Origin of the sequence: Staphylococcus sp. HMSC068G11, assembly GCF_001815825.1 — a bacterium.
Taxonomy (GTDB): domain Bacteria; phylum Bacillota; class Bacilli; order Staphylococcales; family Staphylococcaceae; genus Staphylococcus; species Staphylococcus epidermidis.
In genome coordinates this window covers 35404-57280 of sequence record NZ_KV822100.1, presented here as the reverse complement: position 1 = coordinate 57280, position 21877 = coordinate 35404, and the positions used below count along the sequence as shown (strand labels likewise).

Annotated in this window: 20 protein-coding genes and 1 other annotated feature; all 20 genes read left to right on the top strand. The window is 32.6% G+C overall.

Translation table 11 applies throughout. The features are described from left to right. Positions 1-183: 183 nt before the first annotated feature. Entirely contained in the window at positions 184-1023 is an 840-nt protein-coding gene (gene mreC, locus HMPREF3058_RS10675; protein WP_002475153.1) for a rod shape-determining protein MreC, read from the top strand. After that, the gene (gene mreD, locus HMPREF3058_RS10670) at positions 1023-1544 is read left to right on the top strand and encodes a rod shape-determining protein MreD (RefSeq protein ID WP_002446625.1); all 522 of its coding nucleotides are present in this window, start codon (positions 1023-1025) and stop codon (positions 1542-1544) included. Before mreC ends, mreD begins: the two co-directional genes overlap by 1 nt. Before the next feature lie 32 nt (positions 1545-1576). Beyond that, positions 1577-1653, top strand: a sequence feature (ribosomal protein L21 leader region). 12 nt (positions 1654-1665) lie between these two features. Further along, positions 1666-1974 carry a 50S ribosomal protein L21 gene (gene rplU / locus HMPREF3058_RS10665; RefSeq protein WP_001830820.1) on the top strand — a complete coding sequence of 103 codons (309 nt, stop codon included), beginning with the start codon at positions 1666-1668 and terminating at the stop codon, positions 1972-1974. 4 nt (positions 1975-1978) lie between these two features. Next, positions 1979-2299, top strand: coding sequence for a ribosomal-processing cysteine protease Prp (locus tag HMPREF3058_RS10660; protein WP_001830797.1), 321 nt, complete (start codon positions 1979-1981; stop codon positions 2297-2299). Positions 2300-2310: 11 nt separating this feature from the next. Beyond that, on the top strand, positions 2311-2595 hold the full coding sequence (gene rpmA / locus HMPREF3058_RS10655) for a 50S ribosomal protein L27 (protein WP_001830822.1): 285 nt from the start codon (positions 2311-2313) through the stop codon (positions 2593-2595). A gap of 145 nt (positions 2596-2740) precedes the next feature. Continuing rightward, a complete protein-coding gene (obgE, locus tag HMPREF3058_RS10650) occupies positions 2741-4033 on the top strand; it encodes a GTPase ObgE (protein WP_002446624.1) in 1293 nt (430 codons plus the stop codon). Positions 4034-4044: 11 nt separating this feature from the next. After that, entirely contained in the window at positions 4045-4500 is a 456-nt protein-coding gene (locus tag HMPREF3058_RS10645) for an ACT domain-containing protein (protein WP_002457789.1), read from the top strand. Between the two features lie 12 nt (positions 4501-4512). Next, positions 4513-5115, top strand: coding sequence for a Holliday junction branch migration protein RuvA (gene ruvA / locus HMPREF3058_RS10640; protein WP_002457788.1), 603 nt, complete (start codon positions 4513-4515; stop codon positions 5113-5115). A gap of 13 nt (positions 5116-5128) precedes the next feature. Continuing rightward, complete coding sequence (ruvB, locus tag HMPREF3058_RS10635) at positions 5129-6133, top strand: Holliday junction branch migration DNA helicase RuvB (RefSeq protein WP_002487462.1); 1005 nt, start codon at positions 5129-5131, stop codon at positions 6131-6133. 1 nt (position 6134) lies between these two features. Beyond that, entirely contained in the window at positions 6135-7160 is a 1026-nt protein-coding gene (gene queA / locus HMPREF3058_RS10630) for a tRNA preQ1(34) S-adenosylmethionine ribosyltransferase-isomerase QueA (protein WP_002487446.1), read from the top strand. Positions 7161-7180: 20 nt separating this feature from the next. Then, positions 7181-8320 carry a tRNA guanosine(34) transglycosylase Tgt gene (tgt, locus tag HMPREF3058_RS10625; protein ID WP_002491135.1) on the top strand — a complete coding sequence of 380 codons (1140 nt, stop codon included), beginning with the start codon at positions 7181-7183 and terminating at the stop codon, positions 8318-8320. A gap of 15 nt (positions 8321-8335) precedes the next feature. Further along, positions 8336-8596: a preprotein translocase subunit YajC gene (yajC, locus tag HMPREF3058_RS10620; protein ID WP_002446618.1), complete on the top strand. Its 261-nt coding sequence runs from the start codon at positions 8336-8338 to the stop codon at positions 8594-8596. 349 nt (positions 8597-8945) lie between these two features. Continuing rightward, entirely contained in the window at positions 8946-11237 is a 2292-nt protein-coding gene (gene secDF / locus HMPREF3058_RS10615) for a protein translocase subunit SecDF (protein WP_002499443.1), read from the top strand. A gap of 235 nt (positions 11238-11472) precedes the next feature. Continuing rightward, entirely contained in the window at positions 11473-13746 is a 2274-nt protein-coding gene (gene recJ, locus HMPREF3058_RS10610) for a single-stranded-DNA-specific exonuclease RecJ (RefSeq protein ID WP_002491147.1), read from the top strand. Between the two features lie 18 nt (positions 13747-13764). Next, positions 13765-14283 (top strand): adenine phosphoribosyltransferase, encoded by a 519-nt coding sequence (locus HMPREF3058_RS10605; RefSeq protein WP_001832698.1) that lies wholly within the window; start codon positions 13765-13767, stop codon positions 14281-14283. 513 nt (positions 14284-14796) lie between these two features. After that, entirely contained in the window at positions 14797-16986 is a 2190-nt protein-coding gene (locus HMPREF3058_RS10600) for a RelA/SpoT family protein (RefSeq protein ID WP_001832683.1), read from the top strand. Between the two features lie 13 nt (positions 16987-16999). Further along, entirely contained in the window at positions 17000-17452 is a 453-nt protein-coding gene (gene dtd, locus HMPREF3058_RS10595; protein ID WP_002487472.1) for a D-aminoacyl-tRNA deacylase, read from the top strand. After that, a complete protein-coding gene (locus HMPREF3058_RS10590) occupies positions 17449-18324 on the top strand; it encodes an N-acetylmuramoyl-L-alanine amidase family protein (protein ID WP_002491154.1) in 876 nt (291 codons plus the stop codon). Before dtd ends, HMPREF3058_RS10590 begins: the two co-directional genes overlap by 4 nt. A gap of 371 nt (positions 18325-18695) precedes the next feature. Beyond that, positions 18696-19970: a histidine--tRNA ligase gene (gene hisS, locus HMPREF3058_RS10585; RefSeq protein ID WP_002491142.1), complete on the top strand. Its 1275-nt coding sequence runs from the start codon at positions 18696-18698 to the stop codon at positions 19968-19970. Positions 19971-19972: 2 nt separating this feature from the next. Beyond that, complete coding sequence (gene aspS, locus HMPREF3058_RS10580; RefSeq protein ID WP_070731400.1) at positions 19973-21739, top strand: aspartate--tRNA ligase; 1767 nt, start codon at positions 19973-19975, stop codon at positions 21737-21739. Positions 21740-21877 lie beyond the last annotated feature (138 nt).

Genomic DNA, 21877 nt, shown 5'->3' with positions numbered 1-21877 from the left:
TTTAGTGCCGTTTTCCAAAGCTCGTTTAATCTATCTATTTTATTAATTAGATTAGTTAATGTTAGTTCTAAAGTAGCAAATAATAAAATAGAATCAATTTCGTAAAGTTAGTGCTTTATTTAACTGAATGAGTAATATAAAATATATTAAGATACTAATTTTAGTCATATAGAGGTGTTCTGGGTGCTTAAGTTTTTTAGAAATAACAAGCTCATTGTCGTTTTGTGTGCAATGATTATTTTTATTGCATTAATAGGGTTATCGATACGTTCTCAGACCCAATCTCCACCTGAACAATACGTAGGGGACTCTGTATCATTTGGACAAAGAGTTATTAGTTATCCAATTCAATTTGTTACTGGATCTATTGGTGATTTATTTGAAAAAGGAAGCTCAAAAAAGGATAAAAATAAAATCAAACAACTTGAAGCTAAAAATGAAGAGTTAGAATCAGAAAATAAGAAATATAAAAAAGAACTTGATATCAAAGATTTATCAAAATATGAACCTATTTCTACTACAGTTATTGCGAGAAACCCAGATCAATGGATGAATACGATATTAATAGATAAGGGCTCTAAAGCAGGTATAAAAAATAATATGGCCGTTATGACATCAGAAGGATTAGTGGGAAGAGTAACCAAAGTTAATCAATTTTCATCACAAGTAGACCTTATTTCCACTCATACTCGGGCAGGAAAATTATCTGTTAATATTCACCACGGTACTAAGAATATTTTTGGTTTAATTGATCGATACGACAATAAAAACGAAGAATTGATCATAAGTGATATTAATAACAAAGATAGCGTTAAAAAAGGAGATAAAGTAGTAACAAGTGGATTAGCAGATCAATTACCTAGTGGCTTGTATATAGGTGAAGTAACAAAAGTCGAAAATGATCAATACGGGCTTGCAAAACAAGTACGGGTCAAAACTGGAGCTGATATGACAGATTTAACTCATGTATATGTTGCTAAACGTGATGTTAGTACTATTCCTAATGAAGGTAGTGATAATTAATGCGTACTTTTTATTACTTTCTAATAGGAATACTTCTATTTTATATTGATACCATTATAGGGCTTACCATCCCCATGCATTTCGGAAAAATTGATATTATTTTTGTACCACATTTAACTATCATGTACATTCTTATCATGACTGTTTACCGAGGTTTTGGCGTTGCTATGTCTTTAGCTTTCTTCTTCGGAATAGTAACTGATTTATATTTCGGAAGTATATATGGTTTATATATGTTTGGATATATCATTTTAGTTGTTATAGTTGATAAATTTTTTAAGATCTTTTATCGTGATTATTCTGTATTATTTTTTATCATTTTATTATCCACAGTATTTTTAGAAATATATGTGGCTATGATTTATGGAGTAATAGGTTTCATTGAATTTAATTTAATAGAGTTTGTATTATTAAGACTTATTCCAACTCTCATCATTAATTTTTTACTACTAATTATGTTATTTCCTATCATTATTAAATTTACTAAAAAAATAAAAAACACAATTGACAGTAAGGCTTAGTGATGGTAAGATGCAGTAGTTGAGTAGTTTCAAGCTACATACAACCGCTCACATACAGGTTGAAGTACAATCATATTGTCACCTGTATATGGCGTGACTTATTATATAGGAGGTGCAAAGTATGTTTGCTATTATTGAAACAGGTGGAAAACAAATCAAAGTAGAAGAAGGTCAAGAAATCTACGTTGAAAAATTAAATGCTAACGAAGGTGACTCTTTCACTTTTGATAAAGTTTTATTTGTAGGTGGCGACTCAGTTAAAGTTGGTGCTCCAACAGTTGAAGGTGCATCAGTAACTGCGACAGTTAATAAACAAGGACGCGGTAAAAAAATTACTGTCTTCACTTACAAACGTCGTAAAGACTCTAAACGTAAAAAAGGCCATCGTCAACCATATACTAAATTAACTATCGATAAAATCAACGCATAATCGTATGATTACTGTTGATATTACGGTTAATGACGAAGGTAAGGTCACAGATGTAGTCATGGATGGTCATGCAAATCATGGTGAATATGGTCATGATATTGTCTGTGCAGGAGCATCAGCAGTCTTATTTGGAAGTGTTAATGCTATAATGGGATTAACATCAGAGAAGCCAGATATCAACTATGAAGATGACGGCGGATATTTTCATATAAGAAGTGTTGATACGAATAACAAAGAAGCTCAATTAATTCTTCAAGCAATGTTAGTTTCTTTACAAACGATAGAAGAAGAATATAATGAAAATATCAAATTAAATTATAAGTGAGGTGTATCCCGATGTTAAAATTAAACTTACAATTCTTCGCATCTAAAAAAGGGGTAAGTTCTACAAAAAACGGACGTGACTCTGAGTCTAAACGTTTAGGTGCAAAACGTGCTGATGGTCAATATGTATCAGGTGGTTCTATTCTTTATCGCCAACGTGGTACTAAAATCTACCCTGGTGAAAATGTAGGTCGTGGTGGCGATGATACATTATTCGCTAAAATCGACGGCGTTGTTAAGTTTGAACGCAAAGGTCGCGACAAAAAGCAAGTTTCTGTATACGCAGTTGCTGAATAATTTTGTCTAGTAAACACCAGAAGTGAATACTTCTGGTGTTTTATTTTGTTTAGGTAAAAATACTTATTGACTATAGTTTTTATATCATTATGTATAGTGATATAATTAATAAGATGAAAATTTCGGAGTAAAAGAGGTGAGATATATGTTCGTCGATCAAGTGAAAATATCTCTAAAAGCTGGTGATGGAGGTAATGGCATCACTGCTTATAGAAGAGAAAAATATGTACCTTTTGGTGGTCCAGCTGGTGGCGACGGTGGTAAAGGTGCTTCTGTGATATTTGAGGTGGATGAAGGATTGAGAACTTTATTAGATTTCAGATATCAAAGACATTTTAAAGCTAAAAAAGGCGAAAATGGTCAAAGTAGTAACATGCATGGTAAAAATGCGGAAGACTTAGTGTTAAAAGTACCACCAGGTACAATTATTAAAAGTGTTGAAAGTGAAGAAGTTCTTGCAGATTTGGTTGAAGATGGCCAACGTGCTATTGTCGCTAGAGGAGGACGTGGAGGGCGTGGTAACTCAAGATTTGCTACCCCTAGAAATCCTGCACCTGATTTTAGTGAAAATGGTGAGCCAGGCGAAGAATTAGAAGTAACTTTAGAGTTGAAATTGTTAGCAGATGTTGGATTAGTAGGTTTTCCTAGTGTAGGTAAATCCACATTGCTTTCAATAGTTTCTAAAGCGAAACCTAAGATAGGTGCTTATCATTTTACGACAATAAAACCTAATCTAGGTGTCGTTTCAACGCCTGATCATAGAAGTTTTGTTATGGCAGATTTACCAGGATTAATTGAGGGCGCTTCTGATGGTGTCGGCCTTGGACATCAATTCTTAAGACATGTTGAACGAACTAAAGTGATAGTCCATATGATTGATATGAGTGGGTCAGAAGGTCGAGACCCATTAGATGATTATAAAATTATAAATCAAGAATTAATAAATTATAAACAACGCTTAGAAGATCGTCCGCAAATTATAGTAGCAAATAAAATGGATTTACCTGATTCACAAGGGAATTTGTCACTTTTTAAGGAACAATTAGATAATGATGTGACAGTCGTTCCTGTTTCAACTATTACGAGAGACAATATTGATCAATTATTATATCAAATTGCTGATAAGCTCGAGGAGGTTAAAGATGTTGACTTCTCGGTTGAAGAAGATGAGAATTTAGGTGTTAATCGTGTATTATATAAACACACACCATCAGCAGATAAATTTACTATTTCTAGAGATGATGACGGCGCATATGTAGTGAGTGGCAATGCTATTGAAAGAATGTTTAAAATGACTGATTTCAATAGTGATCCAGCTGTAAGAAGGTTTGCAAGACAAATGCGGTCAATGGGTATTGATGATGCTTTAAGAGAGAGAGGTTGTAGCAATGGTGATATTGTTAGAATCTTAGGTGGAGAATTTGAATTTGTCGAATAGGGGTGTCTAAATTGGACAATAAAGACAATCGAAAATTTTATTTAATTAGAGAAGATGTACTACCAGAATCTGTCATCAAAACTTTAAAAGTTAAGGATGCTTTAAAAAATAATTCGAATTTGTCCATTTATGATGCTGTAAAACAATTCAATCTCTCTAGAAGTGCATTTTACAAATACAGAGAGACAATATTTCCAGTAGATGAAAAAATATTAGATCAAAGAGAATTTACTTTGATTTTATATGTAAATGATATTGTTGGAATGTTAGCCCAAGTTCTTAATGCAATCTCGCAACTTAAATTATCAGTTTTGACAATACATCAAAGTGTTCCAATTGAAGATAAAGCGACAATCACATTATCTTTGAATGCGAGAAATTCTAATTTATCCATTGACGAGGTCATTGAATCATTAAGAGAGATAAATCATGTAACTAAAGTAGACTTAATAAGTATGACTATGTAAAGGAGTACTGACATGTATGCATATATTAAAGGAACATTATCTCAATTGTTCCCTACACATGTAGTAGTTGAGACATGTGGCATAGGTTATGAAATACAAACGCCTAATTCGTATCGTTTTCAAAAATATCTTGAAAAAGAAGTCCAAATTTATACTTCACTAATTGTACGAGAAGATGCCCAATTACTATATGGCTTTATCAATGAAGAGGAAAAAGAAATGTTTCTTAGCTTAATAAAAGTGACTGGTATAGGACCTAAATCCGCTTTGGCGATACTTGCTTCAAGTACACCACATGAAGTTAAATTAGCTATCGAAAATGAAAATGATGCTTATTTAACACAATTTCCTGGGATAGGAAAGAAAACTGCAAGACAAATTGTGTTAGATTTAAAAGGGAAGGTTACAATTACTGAAGAAAATAGTGACGATTTATTACAAACTCAAGTTAATGGTAATGAGCAAAATCAAATTATATCTGAAGCACTATTAGCTTTACAAGCACTGGGCTATTCTAAACGAGAATTAAGTAAAGTAGAAAAATCACTCAACAAACATAATGTGAATAGTGTGGATGAAGCCGTTAAAATAGGACTACAAACACTAGTTTCTTAATGGAGGAAGTCAAATGGATAAAAGAATGGTCGATCAAGAATTTCATAATGAAGATACTGACTTGGAATTATCACTAAGACCAACACAATTAAAGCAGTATATAGGTCAATCCTCTATAAAAAGTAATTTAGAAGTCTTTATCAAGGCTGCCAAACTTAGACAAGAGCCTCTCGATCATGTCTTGTTATTTGGTCCTCCAGGACTAGGTAAAACGACTCTATCAAATATCATTGCTAATGAGATGGATGTAAATATTCGTACTATTTCAGGACCATCTTTAGAAAGACCAGGTGACTTAGCAGCGATATTATCTGGGTTACAGCCAGGTGATGTGTTATTTATCGATGAAATTCATAGATTAAGTAGTGTTGTTGAAGAAGTTCTGTACCCTGCTATGGAGGACTTTTTCTTAGATATCATTATTGGTAAAGGCGATGAAGCAAGAAGCATTCGAATAGATTTGCCGCCTTTTACATTAGTTGGAGCAACGACAAGAGCCGGTAGTTTGACGGGCCCGTTAAGAGATCGTTTTGGTGTGCATCTTAGATTAGAGTACTATAATGAAAATGATTTAAAGGAAATAATCACGCGAACTGCAGAGGTGCTTGGAACGGACATCGATAAGGAAAGTGCTTTAGAATTAGCTCGTCGCTCTAGAGGTACACCTAGGATAGCGAATAGGTTACTAAAACGTGTAAGAGACTTCCAACAAGTAAATGAAGATGATCAGATATATATTGAAACGACTAAACGAGCATTACAATTATTGCAGGTCGATCAACAAGGTTTAGATTACATCGACCATAAAATGATGAATTGTATTATTAATCAGTACAACGGTGGTCCTGTTGGATTAGATACAATTGCAGTTTCAATAGGTGAAGAACGAGTGACTATAGAAGATGTATATGAACCTTTCTTAATCCAAAAAGGTTTCTTGGAAAGGACTCCACGTGGGAGAAAAGCAACTGCTTTAGCCTTTGAACACTTTAATACTACTAACGAAAAGAGGAAATAATTTGAATATCGAAGATTTCGATTATCATTTGCCAGAGTCTCTCATTGCACAAACACCACTAAAAAACAGAGACCAAAGTAGATTGTTAGTTCTTAGAAAAGATACTGGTGAGATGACACACTTACATTTTAGAGATGTCATCCATTATTTTGAGCCAGGTGATACATTAGTTCTTAATGATACACGTGTTATGCCTGCTAGATTATTTGGCCTAAAAGAAGAAACTGGTGCTAAAGTTGAAATGCTAATGCTCACCCAAATTGAAGGTAATGATTGGGAAGTTTTACTTAAACCTGCAAAGAGAATTAAAAAAGGTCATCGTCTAAATTTTGGAGATGGTAAAATCGTTGCTGAGTGTATTGAGGAACTCGAACAGGGCGGGCGTATTATGCGTCTACATTATGAGGGTATACTTCAAGAACGCTTAGATGAATTAGGTGAGATGCCATTACCTCCATATATTAAAGAAAGATTAGATGATCCTGATAGGTATCAAACGGTTTATGCTAAAGAGAGTGGATCAGCAGCTGCACCAACAGCAGGTTTACATTTTACTGATGATTTATTAAATAAAATTGAACAAAAAGGGGTTCATATTGCCTTTATTACATTACATGTTGGATTAGGAACCTTTAGACCCGTAAGTGTTGATAATATCGATGATCACGAAATGCATAGTGAGTATTATCAAATGACACAAGAAACGGCTGATTTATTAAATCAAACAAAAGAAAATGGTAAGCGTGTGATATCAGTTGGGACAACATCAACGCGTACATTAGAAACGATACGTCGTGATCATCCTCAATTTGTTGCTACAAGTGGATGGACTGATATCTTTATTTATCCTGGCTTTGAGTTTAAAGCGATAGATGGGTTAATTACTAATTTCCACTTACCCAAATCAACGTTAGTCATGCTAGTTTCAGCATTTAGCAGTAAAAAATATATTTTAAATGCTTATCATAAAGCTGTTGAAATGGAGTATCGATTCTTTAGCTTTGGAGATGCAATGTTAATTATATAAAAGAATGTGAGGTTTAACATATGCCTGCAGTGACATATGAGCATATAAAAACATGTAAACAATCCGGTGCCAGATTAGGAATTGTACATACACCGCATGGATCTTTTGAAACACCAATGTTTATGCCGGTTGGGACAAAAGCAACAGTTAAAACAATGAGCCCGGAAGAATTAAGAGACATAGAAGCAAAGATTATATTAGGAAACACATATCATTTGTGGTTACAACCAGGAAATGATATTATCAAGCACGCTGGGGGATTACACAAATTCATGAATTGGGACGGTCCAATTTTAACAGATTCTGGTGGTTTCCAAGTATTTAGTTTAAGTAATTTGCGTAAAATTTCTGAAGAAGGTGTAGAATTTAGACATCATACTAATGGCTCAAAACTATTTTTGAGTCCTGAAAAGTCTATGCAAATACAGAATGATTTAGGTTCTGATATTATGATGGCATTTGATGAATGTCCACCAATGCCAGCTGAATATGAGTACGTCAAAGATTCAATCGAACGTACAACTCGATGGGCAGCCAGATGTTTAAAAGCACATCAACGCCCTGAAGATCAAGCACTGTTCGGCATTATTCAAGGTGGAGAATACAAAGACTTAAGAGAACAAAGTGCTAAAGAACTTGTCAATCTTGATTTTCCAGGGTATGCAATAGGAGGGCTGTCTGTAGGTGAGCCAAAACCTGTTATGTATGACATGGTTGAACATACAGAACAATTTATGCCGAAAGATAAACCTAGATATTTAATGGGAGTAGGTTCTCCTGATGCTTTGATTGAATGTAGCATTAGGGGTATGGATATGTTTGATTGTGTATTGCCTACTAGAATTGCTAGAAATGGTACTTGTATGACATCAAATGGCCGATTAGTTGTTAAAAACGCTAAATATGCAGATGATTTAAGACCACTTGATGAAAAATGTGACTGTTATACATGTCAACATTACACAAGAGCTTATATTAGACATCTAGTTAAAGCGGAAGAGACTTTTGGTATCCGTCTTACTACTATTCATAATTTACATTTTCTGCTAAAATTAATGGAAGATATTAGACAAGCCATTCGAGAAGACCGTCTTTTAGATTTTAAAGATGAATTCTTTGAACAATATGGATTAAATGTAGAAAAACCTAAAAACTTTTAAAGAGGAGTAACTAAAATGGAATTAACTTCATTGATTATACCAATTTTATTATTGGTTGTAATGTATTTCTTATTAATAAGACCACAACAAAAACGTGCAAAAGAACATCGTGCAATGATTAACCGTGTAGAAGCGGGTCAAAGGATTACTACAATCGGTGGTATTAAAGGAACTATTAAAGCTGTAGATGAAACTTCTGTAATCATTACTGTAAATAGTAATGGAACAGAAATGACTTTTGAAAAACCAGCTATAAAACAAGTAGACCCTTCATAAATACAGATTGATACCTAAATGTAGGGGATAAATAGCTTATGGAATATTTTATCTTTCTACTGTAATGGTATTTTAGTCTTAAATGAATAAGATAAATTCATTTTAACTTCTGTATTGATTATTATAATGTTAAGAATGCCTGGGACAATTTCTGTCTCAGGTTTTTTTAGCATTGTTTAAATAGAAAAAATATTATAAATTTGTTGCATTTTTAGACAATAATTTCACTATTTCTATGAGTATGTTAATATAAGTAAGTCCGTTAAAGTGAACGTAATATCATTTTAACTTGCACGATAATTTATTCATCGAGTATTCTAGATACATAAGTAAATAATGAGGTGTTCATGTGAAGAAAACGAGTAGAATAATTGCATTCATACTCCTCGTAGCTCTACTATTCACTGGAATGGGTATGACGTATAAGAATGTAGTTAAAAATGTTAATTTAGGTCTAGATTTGCAAGGTGGTTTTGAAGTCCTCTTCCAAGTAGATCCTTTAAATAAAGGAGATAAAATTGATAAAAAAGCACTTCAGGCTACATCTCAAACATTAGAAAATCGTGTAAATGTTCTAGGTGTATCAGAACCGAAAATACAAATCGAAGATCCTAATCGAATTCGTGTACAATTAGCAGGTATTAAGGATCAAGCACAAGCGCGTAAATTATTATCGACACAAGCTAATTTAACAATTAGAGATGCTGAAGATCATGTTTTAATGTCTGGTTCAGACATTAAACAAGGCTCTGCTAAACAAGAATTTAAACAAGAAACTAATCAACCAACAGTTACATTTAAAGTAAAAAGTAAAGATAAATTTAAGAAAGTAACTGAAAAGATTTCTAAAAAACGTGACAATGTTATGGTAGTTTGGTTAGATTTCGAAAAAGGCGATAGTTACAAGAAAGAAGCTAAAAAGCAACAAGAAGGTAAAAAGCCTAAATTTATATCTGCAGCGAGTGTAGACCAACCTATTAATTCTAGTAGTGTTGAAATTTCAGGTGGCTTCAATGGTAAAAAAGGTGTTGAAGAAGCGAAACAAATAGCTGAGTTATTAAATGCCGGCTCATTACCAGTTGATTTAAAAGAAATTTACTCTAACTCTGTTGGTGCACAATTTGGTCAAGATGCTTTAGATAAGACCATGTTTGCATCAATTGTAGGTATAGCATTAATTTATTTATTTATGCTTGGTTTCTATCGTTTGCCTGGTTTAGTTGCAATCATTGCGCTAACCACTTATATTTATTTAACTTTAGTCGCATTCAATTTCATATCAGGTGTATTAACTCTACCTGGATTGGCGGCATTAGTTTTAGGTGTAGGTATGGCTGTCGATGCCAATATCATTATGTATGAACGTATTAAAGATGAACTAAGAATTGGACGCACGCTTAAACAAGCGTATTCTAAAGCAAATAAAAGTTCATTCTTAACTATATTTGATTCCAATTTAACAACTGTCATTGCTGCGGCTGTGCTTTTCTTCTTTGGAGAAAGTTCAGTCAAAGGCTTCGCAACGATGTTACTCTTAGGTATCTTAATGATATTTGTAACCGCAGTATTCTTATCAAGAGGGTTGTTATCATTACTGGTATCTTCAAACTTCTTTAAAAAACAATACTGGTTATTTGGTATTAAGAAGAAGAATAGACATGATATTAATGAAGGTAAAGATGTACATGATTTAAAAACATCATATGAAAAGTTAAACTTTGTTAAATTAGCTAAGCCACTTATTTCACTTAGTATTTTAATTGTAATTATTGGATTGATTATCATTTCGATATTTAAATTAAACTTAGGTATTGATTTCTCATCCGGAACAAGAGCAGATATTCAATCTAAAAATGCTATAACACAAGCACAGGTTGAGAAAACTGTAAAATCAGCTGGATTAGAACCAGATCAAATACAGATTAATGGTAGTGGAAATAAAAATGCCACAGTTCAGTTTAAAAAAGATTTATCACGTGAGGAAGACAATAAATTAAGTGCTAAGGTAAAATCTGAATTTGGAGATAATCCACAAATTAATACCGTTTCACCTCTCATTGGCCAAGAACTTGCTAAAAATGCTGTAACTGCATTAATACTTGCTTCTATAGGTATTATTATCTATGTTTCACTAAGATTTGAATGGCGTATGGGTCTATCTTCTGTACTTGCATTATTACATGATGTATTTATCATCATTGCAATCTTTAGTTTGTTTAGAATAGAAGTAGATTTAACGTTTATTGCAGCAGTATTAACTATCGTTGGTTATTCAATCAATGATACAATCGTAACTTTCGACCGTGTTCGAGAAAATCTGCATAAAGTTAAAGTCATTACGCATACTGATCAAATTGATGATATAGTCAACCGCTCTATTAGACAAACTATGACACGTTCTATTAATACAGTGTTAACTGTAGTTGTAGTGGTAGTTTCAATTTTAATTTTAGGTGCACCAACAATATTTAACTTCTCTTTAGCATTGCTAATTGGATTATTATCTGGTGTATTCTCATCAATTTTCATTGCTGTACCATTATGGGGCATGTTTAAGAAACGACAGTTTAAAAAGACAAAAAATAATAAATTAATAGTGCACAAAGAGAAGAAATCTAACGATGAAAAAATCTTAGTTTAACTTCTTCACATTTTTATAATTTTAAAAGTTTACAAGCCAACCAAGGTGAATTATCTACTTTGGTTGGCTTGATTTCATGTATTAGCGTTTAATCATTAAGTTAGCAGTTAATGAAAAAACTGAACGATAAAAGTTTTGTGAAGAATTGTAACTTTATATTCTTTTAAAAAATGCAAGTACTTTTTATTTCATTAAAATTTCGGTATAATGACCTGTGGAAATGAGGACGATTATAATGATTAAATCAAAATATAATTGGGATATAACTCAACCCGACACCTTTATAAGTGAGAGTAGTAGTGATCAATTTAAACTTTCACCCATAGTAAAAAAGGTATTAGAGAGTAAAAATATTGTGGATAATCAGGAGATTCAAAATCTATTTAAAGACACTAACATTAGTCATGATTATATGTTATTAAGTGATATGCAAAAAGCGATTGATCGCATTAAATTAGCTATCGATCATAATGAACGAATACTAGTATATGGTGACTATGATGCAGATGGTGTTACATCTACTACAATTCTAGTGTCTACTTTACGTCTACTTGGCGCTCAGGTGGGGTGGTATATTCCCAATAGATTTACAGAAGGATATGGACCTAATGAATTAGCATTTAAAAATGCTTATGACGAAGGGATCTCCTTAATAATAACTGTAGATAATGGTATACAAGGACATCATGAAATAAGTACCATACAAGAATTAGGTGTAGATGTTATAGTGACAGATCATCATGAAATAGGAGAAACTTTACCTGATGCTTTTGCAATTGTACATCCGATGCATCCTAATTTTGAATATCCTTTTAAATATTTATGTGGTGCGGGTGTTGCTTATAAATTGGCCCAAGGATTGATAAAGCATCCACCTCAACATTTCATAGCATTAGCTGCCATAGGTACGATTGCAGATTTAGTATCATTAACAGATGAGAATAGATATATTGTAAAGCAAGGATTAAAGATATTAAACAGTCATACACCCTCGTCCATAAAGGCTATCTTAAATCAAGCGGGTTTTAATGATGAAATAACAGAAGAAACGATTGGTTTTATTATTGGACCTCGATTAAATGCTGTTGGTAGACTAGAAGATGCATCATTAGCTGCTGAACTTTTATTGTCCGATGAATTTGAAGAGGCGGAATTTTTAGCTGAACAAGTTGAACATTTTAATCAAGAACGTAAAGATATAGTATCTAAAATTACTGATGAAGCATTGATATTAGCAGAGGAACAAATCAAACAAGGACATTTGTTTCTTTTACTTGCCAAAGAGGGTTGGCATGAGGGTGTATTAGGTATTGTTGCATCTAAAATTGTAGAAACATATGCATTACCAACATTAATTTTAAATATTGATAAAAATCAAAATCATGCCAAGGGTTCTGCGAGGTCGATTGAACAAGTTTCCATGTTTGATATTTTAAATGATCATCAACAGTTAATTGATAAGTTTGGTGGTCATCACATGGCTGCAGGAATGACGATGCCTATCGATAATATTGAACGTTTACATAAAGAGCTAAATGTGTGGATGAAGGAACTTACAGTTACCACTTCATTAGAGCCTTCAATAAAGGTGGATGCGCAACTTGAAGAAACAGAAATTAACATTAAAAATATTAAAGATATATTTCAATTAAGGCCTTTTGGTACGGACTTTAATAGTCCTCTTTTTATGGTTAGAGATTTAATTGTCAAGTCAACAAAAGGAATCGGACAGGATAATAAACATCTTAAGTTAACGCTTGGTCATTCAGGTTTAACTGCTTTATTTTGGAATCATGGACATTTAGCAAGTGAACTCGAAGCAGGTCAACCGATTCATATAATAGGAACATTGCAAATTAATGAATGGAATGGTAATCAAACACCTCAATTTATCATCAAAGATATTGCTATAGACCAATTACAAATTTTGGATTATCGTAGTAAACGTAAAAATATACAATTTAAAGAAACTGAATCAAATGTTGCCTATGTCATTCATCCGAAACTCAAAAAAAGCAATTCACATTACTATCATTATGGTGAGGCTATTGATAGACCTTATGATAAAATAGTGTTTAGAGACTTACCTAATACTATGGTTGAAATTGAACAAACTTTAGAACATTCACAAATTTCTCAACTATATTTAGTTCTGCAGCATGATAAGTCAATATATTTTGAAGGTATCCCTAGCAAGTCGCTTTTTAAAAAGTGTTACAAAGCTTTAATAAACAAAAAAGAAACTGACTTAATTAAAGAAGGTATGTTGCTTTGTGAGTACTTAAATATTAAGCCCGAAATATTAACATTCATGCTTAAAGTCTTTAAAGAATTGGAGTTTATTTACGACGAAAAGGGATTGATTAAGATAAATCCGACGCCAAATAAACAAGATATAGAAAATAGTCGTATTTACCAAATGAGACAAGCACGTATGGAAGTAGAAGAACGCCTTCTCTATGATGATTTTTTAAATATAAAAGAATGGATAATATCAAAGTTAACATAGCTTTCAGGAGGAAAAACAATGGATTTAAAACAATATGTTTCAGAAGTAAAAGATTGGCCTTCAGCAGGTGTAAGCTTTAAGGATATAACAACTATAATGGATAATGGTGAAGCTTATGGCTATGCTACGGATCAAATTGTTGAATATGCAAAAGAAAAAAATATAGATATAGTAGTTGGTCCTGAAGCCAGAGGGTTTATAATAGGGTGTCCAGTTGCTTACTCAATGGGTATTGGTTTTGCTCCAGTACGTAAAGAAGGAAAACTACCTCGAGAAGTTATTCGTTATGAATATAATTTAGAATATGGAACTAACGTATTAACTATGCATAAAGATGCGATTAAACCTGGACAACGAGTTTTAATTACTGATGATTTACTAGCTACAGGTGGAACAATTGAAGCTGCAATAAAACTTGTTGAACAATTAGGTGGTATAGTTGTAGGTATTGCGTTTATTATTGAACTTAAATATTTGAATGGAATTGATAAAATAAAAGATTATGATGTGATGAGTTTGATTTCATATGATGAATAAAAATAATAAAATTTAGATTTTTATGAGCCTGAAAAAATAATATCAGGCTCATTAATCTTTTTGAAAAGCTTAATGTATTAAAATGATTATCAATTTTATATTAGTTTATTTTATAACTGCTATGAACATCAGCTAAGTATTCATCTCTATTTATAATTGGACATTGTTTTAAATCGATATTAAATAAAATTATGTGTTTTAATTTTTTAATTGGAACCGACAACTTAAATGTAAATTTAAATGTGTGATTAAAGTTTAACATCATTTATTTATTTGTAAGTCATATTGTAGTATCATGAAACTATTATTTAGAAAATTAATAAATGAGTTTCAATTATATAGTTGAACATGATAATTTGATATATGTAGAACCTTTCTACTTTCTTAAGCTATAAATGATTTATGGTAAAATGAATACAATAACAATGAATAAGTACTTTCATGTGGTATGTTAAACATCTTTGCAACATGAGTACTAAACGAAAGTAATGAATTGAGTGGGGTGTCATTAAAGTGAATAACGAGTATCCATATAGCGCGGATGAGGTGCTTTATAAAGCTAAATCATATTTATCAACAAGTGAATATGAATATGTTCTCAAAAGTTATCATATAGCTTATGAGGCACATAAGGGTCAATTTAGAAAAAATGGCTTACCATATATTATGCATCCTATTCAAGTTGCAGGGATTTTAACAGAGATGCGTTTAGACGGACCCACTATTGTCGCTGGATTTCTACATGATGTGATTGAAGATACTTCTTATACATTTGAAGATGTTAAAGATATGTTTAATGAAGAAATTGCACGAATCGTAGACGGGGTAACTAAACTTAAAAAGGTTAAGTATCGTTCTAAGGAAGAACAACAAGCAGAAAACCATCGTAAACTATTTATTGCTATTGCTAAAGATGTACGTGTAATTTTAGTGAAGTTAGCAGATCGGCTTCATAATATGAGAACTTTAAAGGCAATGCCAAGAGAGAAGCAGGTAAGAATCTCTAAGGAAACCTTAGAAATCTATGCTCCGCTAGCACATCGACTTGGAATCAACACGATAAAGTGGGAACTTGAAGATACAGCGCTGAGATATATTGACAGTGTCCAATATTTCCGCATCGTTAATCTTATGAAGAAAAAACGTAGTGAACGCGAAGCTTACATTACAAATGCAATCAATAAAATTAAAAACGAAATGACTAAAATGAATCTTTCGGGCGAAATTAACGGTAGACCAAAACATATTTACAGTATATATCGCAAAATGATTAAACAAAAAAAGCAATTTGATCAAATATTTGATTTGCTTGCTATACGTATTATAGTTAATTCGATAAACGATTGTTATGCGACGCTTGGTTTAGTTCATACATTATGGAAACCAATGCCTGGACGTTTTAAAGATTATATAGCTATGCCTAAACAAAATATGTATCAATCACTACATACCACTGTAGTTGGACCCAATGGCGACCCTTTAGAAATACAAATTCGAACACACGAAATGCATGAAATCGCTGAACATGGTGTTGCTGCACATTGGGCTTATAAAGAAGGTAAGACAGTTAATCAAAAAACACAGGATTTTCAAAATAAGCTTAATTGGTTAAAAGAACTTGCTGAAACTGACCATACTTCTGCAGATGCGCAAGAATTTATGGAATCCTTAAAATATGATTTACAGAGCGATAAGGTATATGCATTTACACCAGCTAGTGATGTTATAGAGTTACCTTATGGTGCAGTACCAATTGATTTTGCTTATGCAATACACAGTGAAGTAGGAAATAAAATGATTGGGGCTAAGGTTAATGGTAAAATCGTACCTATAGATTATGTTCTACAAACTGGTGATATTATAGAGATTCGTACAAGTAAACACTCTTACGGTCCAAGTAGAGACTGGTTGAAAATTGTAAAATCTTCTAGTGCTAAAAGTAAAATCAAAAGTTTCTTTAAAAAACAAGATCGTTCTTCTAATATAGAAAAAGGTAAATTTATGGTAGAAGCGGAGATTAAAGAACAAGGATTCCGTGTTGAGGATATTTTAACTGAGAAAAATTTAGAAGTCGTTAATGAAAAATATCATTTTGCAAATGATGAAGATTTGTACGCAGCTGTTGGATTCGGTGGTGTTACATCAATACAAATCGTCAATAAATTAACTGAACGACAAAGAATATTAGATAAACAAAAGGCATTAAATGAGGCGCAGGAAGTTACAAAATCTGTACCTATAAAAAAAGATATTACCACAGACAGTGGTGTATACGTTGAGGGATTAGAAAACGTCTTAATCAAGTTATCAAAATGTTGTAATCCTATACCAGGTGATGATATTGTTGGTTATATCACTAAAGGACACGGGATTAAAGTTCATCGTACAGATTGTCCAAATATAAAAAATGAAACAGATCGATTGATTTCGGTAGAGTGGGTAAAATCTAAAGATTCAACACAACAATATCAAGTCGATTTAGAGGTTACTGCATATGATAGAAATGGCTTGCTCAACGAAGTATTACAAGCTGTGAATTCTACTGCTGGAAGCTTGATTAAAGTTTCTGGGCGTTCAGACATTGATAAAAATGCTGTAATTAATATTAGCGTGATGGTAAAAAATGTCAATGATGTGTACCGTGTCGTTGAAAAAATTAAACAACTAGGTGACGTTTATACAGTATCTAGAGTTTGGAACTAGAGGTGCAAAAGAAATGAAGATAATTGTACAAAGAGTTAAAAATGCTAGAGTTACGAATGATACAATTGATAACCAAATTAATAAAGGGTATTGTTTACTTGTAGGAGTAGGTCAAAGTTCTACCGAAGAGGATGTAAAAGTCATCGCAAGAAAGATTGCTCATGCACGTCTCTTTGAAGATGAAAATGACAAATTGAATTTAAATATTCAACAAGTCGAAGGAGAAATTCTTTCAGTTTCCCAATTTACTATATACGCTGATGTTAAAAAGGGGAATAGACCTGGATTCTCAAATTCTAAACCTCCAGAACAAGCTAAAGACTTATATCAAAAATTTAATAAAGAATTAGAGAATTATGGTTTAAGTGTCAAAACAGGTGAGTTTGGAACACATATGAATGTTGAAATTCATAACGATGGACCTGTCACATTGATTTATGAATCGCAGGATGGGAAAATAATATGAAGAAAATAGATTCATGGCTAACTAAACATGGTCTAAAAAATCGACTTACGCTCGCAGTAATTGTAATTTTTATTATATTTTTAATATTACTTTTTATGTTTGTTAATTTAAGTGATGAAGATACAGGTCAAATTACTATAACTGAGAATGCTGAGTTAAGAACAGGACCTAATGCTGCCTATCCTGTTATTTATAAAATAGAAAAAGGCGAAAGTTTTAAGAAAATAGATCGAAAAGGGAAATGGATTGAAGTTCAAAACCACGCTGGCACTGAGAAAGGCTGGGTTGCTGGTTGGTACACGAATTTGAACATTCCTGCTGATCAATCACTTTCGTCAAACCCTCTAAAAGGAAAAACAATTGTACTTGACCCTGGTCACGGTGGAAGTGACCAGGGTGCCTCAAGTAGTACGCCATCTAAAAGTCTCGAAAAAAATTACACGCTTAAAACTGCTAAAGAATTGAAAAAGTTATTAAACAAGGAAGGTGCTCATGTAAAAATGACTCGTTCCAATGATAAATATGTGTCCCTGGATGATAGAAATATAAAGGGTGACGCATTTATTAGTATACATAATGATGCGCTTGATTCTTCAAATGCCAATGGAGTAACTGTTTATTGGTTTAAAGACAAGCAAGAATCACTTGCACAAACTTTAAATTCTGCAATTCAAAAGAAGGCATTATTGACAAATCGAGGTTCTAGACAACAAAATTATCAAGTGTTGAGACAGACAGATATACCAGCAGTACTGTTAGAGTTAGGCTATATAAGTAACCCTACTGACGAATCTATGATTAATGATCAATTACATAGACAGGTGGTTGAACAAGCTATTGTTGATGGTCTAAAACAATATTTCTCATCCTAGACCTTGCAAATTATTCTAAAAATCGTTATTATTATTGTTGAACTTTATAAATAAAACCGATATGATTCTTGAAATTTTAAATGAAGTAGGTAGCATTTAATGCGTAGAAATACAATCCTTGGCTGTAAGATTGTACTTAGTAATTTAAAAATTTGAACGCAAGAAGAGGTACTTTTAATTAAAAGTCGGATGGCGCACGTTAAGCGTTTAGAGTGGATTATGCTTTTATCAGTATAATCAAATAGGGTGGCAACACGGTGAATCGTCCCTTGTATAGTTTTGCACTATACAAGGGACTTTTTAATTTTTTACAACCCATATGAAAATAAAAGACTATTTTGATCTTTTTTAATAATAAAGGAGAGAGTTTTATGATTAAGATGCCAAGAGGTACTCAAGATATCTTGCCGCAAGATTCTGCTAAATGGCGTTACATTGAAAATCGATTACACACATTAATGGAATTGTATAATTATAAAGAAATAAGAACGCCAATTTTTGAAAGTACTGAACTTTTTGCAAGAGGCGTGGGGGATTCTACTGACGTTGTTCAAAAGGAAATGTATACATTTAAAGATAAAGGGGATCGTAGTTTAACATTACGTCCTGAAGGAACTGCAGCCGTTGTACGTTCATATATTGAACATAAAATGCAAGGTGACCCCAATCAACCTATCAAACTTTACTACAATGGTCCTATGTTTAGATATGAACGTAAACAAAAAGGAAGATATCGCCAATTTAACCAATTTGGTGTCGAAGCAATAGGAGCGGAAAACCCTAGTATTGATGCTGAAATACTCGCTATGGTTATGCATATTTATGAGTCTTTCGGATTAAAACACTTAAAGTTAGTTATCAATAGTATTGGAGATAGTGAGTCACGTAAAGAATATAACGAAGCATTAGTAAAACATTTTGAACCTGTAATTGATACATTTTGTTCAGATTGTCAATCAAGATTACACACTAATCCTATGAGAATTTTAGATTGTAAAATCGATAGAGATAAAGAAGCAGTAAAAAATGCACCCCGTATCACAGATTATCTCAATAATGATTCTAAATCTTATTATGAACAAGTTAAATTACATCTTGATAATTTGAACATATCTTATGTTGAAGATCCTAACTTAGTTCGTGGATTAGATTATTATACTCATACTGCCTTTGAATTAATGATTGATAATCCAGAATACGATGGAGCTATCACTACATTATGTGGTGGCGGTCGATATAATGGATTGTTACAATTATTAGATGGTCCAGATGAAACAGGTATTGGATTTGCACTAAGTATTGAAAGATTATTAATGGCACTTGATGAAGAAGGTATTTCATTAGATGTAAGTGAAGATTTTGATTTATTTGTTGTGACAATGGGAGAAGATGCCGATCGTTATGCTGTTAAGTTAATCAATGATTTAAGAAGAAATGGAATAAAGGTAGATAAGGATTACCTAAACAGAAAAATTAAAGGACAAATGAAACAAGCTGATCGTCTTAATGCTAAATATACTGTAGTAATTGGAGATCAAGAACTTGAAAATAATGAAATTGGTGTGAAAAACATGATTTCAGGTGAAACAGAAAATGTGCAATTAGATGAATTAATTAACTATTTTAAAAATAGAAAGGAAGTCTAAAAATGAATAAAAGAACAACGTATTGTGGTTTAGTCACAGAAGAATTTTTAAACGAAAAAGTAACATTAAAAGGTTGGGTTCATAACAGACGCGATTTAGGTGGATTAATTTTTGTTGATTTAAGAGATCGTGAAGGTATTGTCCAAATAGTTTTTAATCCTGACTTTTCAGAAGAAGCATTGCAAGTTGCTGAAACAGTACGCTCAGAATATGTAGTCGAAGTTCAAGGTGTAGTAACAAAACGTGATGCTGAAACTATTAATCCAAAAATCAAAACAGGCCAAGTTGAGGTTCAAGTTTCAAATATTGAGATTATTAACAAATCAGAAACACCTCCATTTTCAATTAATGAAGAAAATGTAAACGTTGATGAAAATATTCGATTAAAATATAGATATTTAGATTTGCGTAGACAAGAATTAGCACAAACTTTTAAAATGAGACATCAAACTACGCGTTCTATCCGTCAATACTTAGATAATAATGGGTTCTTCGATATTGAAACACCAGTATTAACAAAATCAACACCTGAGGGTGCGCGAGATTATTTAGTACCTTCCCGTGTACACGAGGGTGAATTTTACGCGTTGCCACAATCACCACAATTATTTAAACAACTATTAATGATAAGTGGTTTTGACAAATATTATCAAATTGTTAAATGTTTCCGCGATGAAGACTTACGTGCAGATCGCCAACCAGAATTCACTCAAGTTGATATTGAAATGAGTTTTGTCGATCAAGAAGATATCATAGCCATGGGTGAAGATATGTTACGTAAAGTTGTTAAAGATGTAAAAGGAATAGACGTTAGTGGGCCTTTCCCACGTATGACATATGCTGAGGCTATGGATCGTTATGGTTCAGATAAACCTGACACTCGTTTCGGTATGGAACTTATCAATGTGTCACAGCTTGGTAAAGAAATGAATTTTAAAGTTTTTAAAGATACTGTAGACAACAACGGCGAAATTAAAGCAATTGTCGCAAAAGACGCTGCAGATAAATATACACGTAAAGACATGGATGCATTAACAGAGTTTGTAAATATATATGGTGCAAAAGGATTAGCTTGGGTTAAAGTTGTAGATGATGGTTTAAGTGGCCCAATTGCTAGATTTTTCGAAGATGCTAATGTTGAAACACTTAAACAATTAACAGAAGCTAAACCTGGAGATTTAGTAATGTTTGTAGCTGATAAACCTAATGTTGTTGCTCAAAGTTTAGGGGCTTTAAGAATTAAATTAGCAAAAGAATTAGGTTTAATTGATGAATCAAAATTAAATTTCTTATGGGTAACTGATTGGCCGTTATTAGAGTATGATGAAGATGCAAAACGTTATGTAGCTGCACATCATCCATTTACTTCTCCTAAAAGAGAAGATATCGAAAAGCTAGACACAGAACCTGAAAATGTACAAGCTAACGCTTATGATATTGTTCTAAATGGTTATGAACTTGGTGGTGGTTCTATAAGAATACACGATGGTGAATTGCAACAAAAAATGTTTGAAGTTTTAGGATTTACTAATGAACAAGCTCAAGAGCAATTTGGTTTCTTATTAGATGCCTTTAAATACGGTGCTCCACCTCATGGTGGTATTGCGTTAGGTCTAGATAGACTTGTGATGTTATTAACAAATAGAACAAACTTAAGAGATACAATTGCATTCCCTAAAACAGCATCAGCTACATGTCTTTTAACTGACGCTCCAGGAGAAGTATCTGATAAACAACTCCAAGAACTCTCACTAAGAATCAGAGACTAGGGCCCCAACAAAGAGAATTTCACAAAGAAATTCAACGGACAAAGCAAGTTGGGACTAGGGCCTTAATTTAATGGTTCTTAAGAGATTGGCACAGAGAGGTCAATCGTAAGAAATGAATGTAAAACAACGATGAGTAAA